Below are 6825 nucleotides of genomic sequence, written 5' to 3'. Positions count from 1 at the left end.
ATCGCCGCCGTCTGCCAGTTTAACGCGTCGGACCCGCCCTTGGGGTATTCGTAGATGAACCCGCCGTTGCTGTTGAATTCCTCCGCCTTGTCGATCCAGTATTTGTCGTAGCTGACGCCACCCACCAGATCGAAGTTCGGCCTGAGGTGGAACGTGTCTTCCAACGCGACCGACCACGTCGTCTGCGCCTGATTCTGCTTCGGCTCGGTGGAATGGAAGATAGGGTTGGTCGGGCGGTTGTCATTCCACTCGGTGTGAAAATCCTGACGGTAGTGGAACGCCCCCTTCAGCGTGTTCATCGGGATCAGATCGGTGCCGGCCTCGACCGAACCGCCGCGCGCGTTGTCGTCGTAATAGCTGTCGAAGCGGCCGTTATTCGATTGCGTCGTATAGCTGATGTCGTCGTACGCCGAGAGCAGGTTGTAGAACGTGTTGTAGTAAAGCTTGGTCTTGACGTAGGAGGCGTCGCCGAGCTGGGTGTTCGACATGAACGACAGGTTCTGAACGTCCCACGCCGGCCAGCGCCAATAGCTGTTCTGGCTCGACGGCGGATTGTTGTAGACGTTGAGAGGGGCGCCCTTCTCACCGGACTGCTTGATGAAGTTGATGCTGTATTCGTCGGTGGCGTTCGGCGTGAACCCGGCCTTGAGGTTGACGCGCCAGTCGCGAGTGTCGGAGCCGTTGCGCCGGCCGCCGTCCTCAAGCGAGCCGGCATAAGGGCCTTGCGCCGGATATGGCGAATAGCCCTGCGACAGCGACCAAAAATCCTGATTGAGATAGTTGGCGCTGCCCTGAACGTAGAATTTCTCCTGGCGCGAACCGAGCATTGCGTAGCTGTTCCAACCCTGGAACGCGCCGCGATTGTCGAACGAAGCGCCGCTGCTGAATTCGCCCTCGAACGGCTTCACCGGCTTGCGCGACACCAGGTTGATGGCGCCGCCCATGCCGCCGGGGCCGTCGAGCACCGAGGCATAGCCCTTCTGGATCTGGATTTCGGCGATATCGCTGGTAAGAAACCGGCTGAAATCAAGCCGGTTGTCGGCCGGCAGATAGACGCGCACGCCGTCGATCATCAGCGGCACTTGCCAGCGCCCGAAGCCGCGGACGAAGATGTCGGTCTCGTTGCGCTGACCGGCGGTGGACTGGGTGCTGACAACGCCGGGGACGAGGCTCACAGCCTGTTCGAGGGTCTGCTTCTCAAACGTCCATGTCTCCTCGCGCGTTATGGTCGAGCCGCCGACTCCAGTTCCGCCCTGCCCTGCGCCGGATACATAGATCTCGCCGAGTTGATAAACTCCGCCCCGGTCCTGAGCTTCCGCGGCAACCGTCATCGCGACAACAGCCACCGACGACAGGAGCACGCTCCTGCTCACAGAATTCCTGGATTGCACCCCGCCCCCCAACGATTCGATATGTATGAAAGAATATATCGAAGCTAGAGAAAAGAGGCCGCATCGACGATGCGACATATTGACACAAATACAACGGTGCCGGAGTTCCGGGCCTGACCACGATCCAGCACCTGATGCGATGAAGATGCGCAAAGTCACGGAGCGCCGCCGCGCGCTGCGATCTGGTCCGGGCAGTGGCAAGTCAGCCGGACCACGACAGGAGCCAATGTCATGTTCGAGAATTCCAGCGACTCCGAACTGCGTATCCTCACGACGAAGAGCTCGCCGATGTCACCGGCGGCGTCTCTCGCAACATCGACAGCCCATTCGTCCAGGTCGTCCCGCTGACCGCCATGGCGGTCTCGCAAGGCTGCGTCGTGGCCGGCGTGGTTGGGATCAGCCAATAGACGGCCGCCTTCAACAGAGCCGCGATCTGGACAACGCGGCTCCCTCGGCCGTGCCGCTGCTCCCGCCAGGCAGATGCGTTAACGCTTTGCTAACCATACACCGGGCAAATTTTGCCGGGTGGAATCCGAGTGAAGTCGAGTGTCGTCAGCCGCGTAGAACGGGAGGGTCCCGTGGACGCCAGTGCGGTACCCCACTTACGGAATGGCGGCCCCGCGGCCGCCGCGCAGACGCTCGGGGCGCGCGAACGGCATTCGCGAGGGGAAACGGCGACGATGGCGGGCATGACGGCGGGTCAGGGCGCGGACGCCTCAATCCCTGGTTTTCCGAGCTTCAGCGAGATCGGGGCCATGCTGCGGCGCGGCGATCTCGCGCTTGCCTTCGGAGTCCTGACCATTCTCGTGGTCCTGATCCTGCCGCTGCCGTCGATGGTCCTCGACCTGTTTCTGGCGATCTCGATCACACTGTCAATTCTGATTTTGATGACCGCGCTGTTCATCCAGGCGCCGCTCGAGTTTTCATCCTTTCCGACCGTTCTGCTGATCGCGACCATGCTGCGGCTGTCGCTCAACCTCGCCTCGACGCGGCTGATCCTGTCGCATGGGCATGAAGGCTCGGCCGCCGCCGGCCACGTCATCGAAGCCTTCGGCAACTTCGTGATGGGCGGCAACTTCGTGATCGGCATCATCGTGTTCGCGATCCTGGTGATCGTGAACTTCGTGGTCATCACCAAGGGTTCCGGCCGCATCGCCGAGGTGGCGGCGCGCTTCCAGCTCGACTCCATGCCCGGCAAGCAGATGGCGATCGACGCCGACCTCTCCGCCGGCCTGATCGACGAAAAGACCGCCAAGGAACGTCGCAAGGCGCTGGAGGACGAAAGCGGCTTCTTCGGCGCCATGGACGGCGCCTCGAAGTTCGTGCGCGGAGATGCGGTCGCCGGCCTGCTCGTCGTCTTCATCAACGTCATCGGCGGTATGATCATCGGCATCGCGCAGCAGGGCCTGAGCTTCGCCGACGCGGCGCGCAGCTACACGGTGCTGACCGTCGGCGACGGGCTGGTGACACAGATTCCCGCACTGATCGTCTCGACCGCCGCCGGTCTTCTGGTTTCCAAGGCCGCCGTCACCGGCGCCGCCGACAAAGCGCTGATGAAGCAGCTTTCCGGCTATCCGCAGGCGCTCGGCATGTCGGCCGGGGTGATGCTGGTGCTGGGACTATTGCCGGGCATTCCGATGCTACCGTTCGTCGCGCTCGGCGGCGGCGCGGCGGCGCTGGCATGGACCTCGCGCAAACATCAGCGTGCCGCGGCCGTCGAGGCCAAGGCGGCGGCATCATCCGAAGCCAACGCCGCAGCGGCCCAGGCGACTGCCGAGGAGCCGATCTCGGCGGCGCTGAAGATCGACGATCTGAAGATCGAACTGGGTTATGCGCTGTTGCCGCTGGTCAATGGTCCGGACGGCCAGGATCGCCTGACCGAGCAGATCAAGGCGTTGCGCCGCTCGCTCGCGATCGAGATGGGATTCGTGATGCCGGCGGTGCGGATTCTCGACAACGTGCAGCTCGAGGCCAACACCTACATCATCAAGATCAAGGAAGTCGACGCCGGCTCCGGACGGATCTGGCCGAACCAGTACATGGTGATGGACCCCGCCGGCGATCAGGTCGACGTCCCCGGCATTCACACAACCGAACCGACCTTCGGTCTGCCGGCGACGTGGGTCGACGCCTCGCTGAAGGAAGAGGCTTCGCTGAAGGGCTATACCGTCGTCGATTCCGCAACCGTGGTTTCGACCCACCTCACCGAACTGCTCAAGACCAACATGTCGGACCTGTTGTCGTACGGCGAGGTGCAGAAACTTCTGAAGGATCTGCCCAAGGAACAAGGCGAACTGGTCAAGGACATCGTCCCGGCCCAGATCACGATCTCGGGTATCCAGCGCGTGCTCCAGCTTCTGCTCGCCGAGCGCATCTCGGTGCGCGATCTCTCCACCATCCTGGAAGGCATCGCCGATGCGCTGGCCTTCTCGCGAAACCCGGCGACGCTGGTCGAGCATGTGCGCGCCCGCCTCGCGCGCCAGATCTGCGCCCAGAACACTTCGGTCAACGGCTACCTGCCGCTGGTCGCGCTGTCAGCGAAATGGGAGCAGGCCTTTGCCGAATCCATCATCGGCCAGGGCGAAGAGCGCAGCCTCGCGATGCAGCCCTCAAAGCTGTCCGAATTCATGACCGCGGTGCGCGACCGCTTCGAGCATGCGGCGCGTGAAGGCGAAGCGCCGGTGCTCGTGACCTCGGCCGCGATCCGGCCGTTCGTCCGCTCGCTGGTCGAGCGGTTCCGCGCCCAGACCCCGGTGCTGTCGCAAGCCGAGATCCATCCGCGCGCCCGCCTCAAGACCGTCGGAAGCATCTGATCGCCCGTCGAATCACGTCGCCGTGGATGCGGCATTTTGGCATCAGACAAGTGATTTAAGTCTGACCGCTCAGGAACGCGTTTCGGCAGGCCGATCAAACGGTAGCTTAACGTTAAAACGCTGATATAATTGCAAAATCACAAACTTTGGCACAAGGTACAGGTGGATGCGCTCGCGCTGCTTCACACCTTTTCACGGCTTTGTGATGGCCTCTTCGGAACGTCACGGACGCTTCCTACGTTTTCAAGGCGCGAAATCATGAACCTGTAGGCGGACGACGGAGACACATCTCCAAAGGAAGTTAACGCCAGGAGGCTTCCAATGAACCACTCGATTTACAGCGCGGATCGGACGACCCACCTGAAAATCGTGGTTGTCGCTCTCGTCGCAGGAATTGCGGTAGCTGGTTTCGCCATTTCGGCGCGCGTGAATACCGACGACGGCTATACGCAAACTGCCCGCGTCATCAAGGTCGGCAAGCCGATGGCGGTCACGAGTTCCGACGCAATGGTGGTTCGCTGATGAATTTAAGGAATCACGAGGCTTCTTTACATTTGCCCCCCGAAGTCGCCGCGTGAGTCGTAGAGGACCCCACTAACCCCAAGTGGACTACGATGGAAAACGCCCGCCCCCCACGGGCGTTTTCTTTTGCGCTCATGAAACGTCAGCGCACCAGCCGCGAACCCGATTCCGGCCGCGGACAATGTTCCCTTCCCCAGCCCCGTTTCATCGTCGGAGCAGCGTGGAGCGCCCGGCTTTCGCGAAAAACAAAACCCGGGCGGAGCGGCCCGGGTTCGATGAATGTGAATTGCCGAAGCCGCGTTCAGGCTATTGCGGCACCCATGCGCGCCCGCATCAGGCCGATGCTGTCGAGGTCGGCCTGCTCGCGGGCGTTCTCTTCCGCACGCTCGCGCGCCTGATCGCGCTCGTCGAGCAATTCGACCTTCTTCAGCTCCTCGAAAGCCTCCGCCAGCCCGATCTTGGCTTCTTCAAGCTGGACGCGCAGTTCATCAGCCGAACGGGTCAGGTTTTCACGGCGCTGGATCGCCGCCTTGGCATAGGTCGGATAGGCGAAATGCGCCGGATCGTTGATCCCCGCGCGCTCCTGCTCGATTTCGATCTCACGTTCCAGATCAACCGACATGCGCTGGAAGTCAGCGATCATGCTCTCGATCTGGGCCACCCTCCGTCGCTTCTCCTCGACCTGGAATTTCCTCAGGCGGATCAGCGTTTCACGCGACTTCATCGACTCATACTCCCCCAGAAGTCCCAATTGAGCAGGACACACTGGCACCGCTTGCGAGGCTCGCCGGCACCTCTCTGATAACAAGCGGATGATGACCCGACAAAGTTAGCTTTCCGTTTCCAAGGTCTTAAGGATTTGCTGCAACCGCCGATAACCGTCCTCGATGCTGGTCACCTCGTCCTTGGCCTGGCGCAGGAAATCTTCCAGGACAGGATTGAGTCGGATCGCCTCGTCGACCTCGGCGTTGGAGCCCGCCCGGTAGGCGCCGAGGCGGATCAGTTCCTCCATGTCGGAATAGGTGGCCATTACCTGACGCCCCCGCGTGATGACCGGCAGGAAGGCCGGATCGGCGGATTTCGGCATGGTGCGCGAGACGGACTTCAGAACGTTGATCGCGGGATAGCGGCCGCGCTCGGCGATTGAGCGCTCCATCACGATGTGACCGTCGAGAATGCCGCGCACCGCATCCGCCACCGGCTCGTTGTGATCGTCGCCGTCCACCAGCACCGTGAAAATGCCGGTGATGGTCCCCTTGTCGGCTCCCGGGCCGGCGCGCTCCAAAAGCTTCGGCAATTCGGTGAACACAGTCGGCGTGTAGCCTTTCGTGGTCGGCGGTTCGCCGGTCGACAATCCGATTTCGCGCTGCGCCATGGCAAAACGCGTCACCGAATCCATCATGCACATCACGTCCTTGCCTTCGTCGCGAAAATATTCCGCGATGGCGAGCGTCAGATAGGCAGCCTGCCGCCGCATCAAAGCAGGTTCGTCGGAGGTCGCAACCACGACCACGGATCGCGCGAGCCCCTCCTCGCCGAGGTCATCCTGCAGGAATTCCTGCACCTCGCGGCCGCGTTCGCCGACCAGTCCGATCACCGATACGTCGGCGTCTGCGTTGCGCGCCAGCATCGACAGCAGCACCGATTTGCCGACGCCGGAACCGGCGAAGATGCCGAGCCGCTGGCCGCGGCAACAGGTCAGGAACGTGTTCAGCGCGCGGACGCCGAGATCGAGCGGCTCCCCGACCCGCTTGCGCGAATGCGCCGGCGGCGGCGAATTGCGGAACGGCACCGGCGCCGGCCCTTGCGACAATGCCCCCTTGCCGTCGATCGGCTCGCCCATGGCGTTGAGAACCCGGCCAAGCCAGGAGGCCGACGGACGCACCTGACCGGAGGCATTGGCGATTACGGCGCGGCAACCGCGCCGCACTCCATCAAGGCCGGCGAACGGCATGACCACGGCATTGTCGCCGCTGAAGCCGACCACCTCCGCCGGGATGACACGGCCACCGCCGGTCTCGATCACAATACGAGCCCCGACCGACATCGCGTGGATGGGGCCGGCAATCTCGACCATGAGCCCACGCACGCCCACTACG

At 62.6% G+C, this 6825-nt stretch carries 6 protein-coding genes; 2 read left to right on the top strand and 4 right to left on the bottom strand.

Annotation, left to right across the window (positions count from 1 at the left end):
* Both BGN91_RS09225 and BGN91_RS09220 read right to left on the bottom strand, forming a co-directional pair.
* Positions 1–1373 (bottom strand): TonB-dependent receptor plug domain-containing protein (locus tag BGN91_RS09225; RefSeq protein WP_292612483.1); only part of this gene is annotated, 1373 nt, incomplete at its 3' end.
* A gap of 173 nt (positions 1374–1546) precedes the next feature.
* On the bottom strand, positions 1547–1795 hold the full coding sequence (locus BGN91_RS09220; protein ID WP_292612482.1) for a hypothetical protein: 249 nt from the start codon (positions 1793–1795) through the stop codon (positions 1547–1549).
* A gap of 174 nt (positions 1796–1969) precedes the next feature.
* Here BGN91_RS09220 and flhA point away from each other — a divergent pair, with 174 nt between their 5' ends.
* Together flhA and BGN91_RS09210 are read left to right on the top strand one after the other, a co-directional pair.
* On the top strand, positions 1970–4204 hold the full coding sequence (gene flhA / locus BGN91_RS09215) for a flagellar biosynthesis protein FlhA (protein WP_292612480.1): 2235 nt from the start codon (positions 1970–1972) through the stop codon (positions 4202–4204).
* Positions 4205–4525: 321 nt separating this feature from the next.
* Positions 4526–4726, top strand: coding sequence for a hypothetical protein (locus BGN91_RS09210; RefSeq protein ID WP_292612478.1), 201 nt, complete (start codon positions 4526–4528; stop codon positions 4724–4726).
* A gap of 301 nt (positions 4727–5027) precedes the next feature.
* Here BGN91_RS09210 and fliJ read toward each other — a convergent pair whose 3' ends face one another.
* Together fliJ and fliI are read right to left on the bottom strand one after the other, a co-directional pair.
* Positions 5028–5450, bottom strand: a complete 423-nt coding sequence (fliJ, locus tag BGN91_RS09205) for a flagellar export protein FliJ (protein WP_292612477.1) — start codon at positions 5448–5450, stop codon at positions 5028–5030.
* Positions 5451–5555: 105 nt separating this feature from the next.
* Positions 5556–6825, bottom strand: a 1270-nt coding sequence (gene fliI / locus BGN91_RS09200; protein WP_292612475.1) for a flagellar protein export ATPase FliI, incomplete at its 5' end; no start/stop codon positions are given.

This window comes from Nitrobacter sp. 62-13, assembly GCF_001896955.1.
GTDB lineage: Bacteria > Pseudomonadota > Alphaproteobacteria > Rhizobiales > Xanthobacteraceae > Nitrobacter.
The sequence above is the reverse complement of the archived record's forward strand: the minus strand, read 5'-3'. Positions and strand labels throughout refer to the sequence as shown.

Coding starts and splice junctions, on each gene's coding strand:
- BGN91_RS09210 (WP_292612478.1), top strand. CDS start 4,526: ATGAACCACTCGATTTACAGCGCGGATCGGACGACCCACCTGAAAATC.
- fliJ (WP_292612477.1), bottom strand. CDS start 5,450: ATGAAGTCGCGTGAAACGCTGATCCGCCTGAGGAAATTCCAGGTCGAG.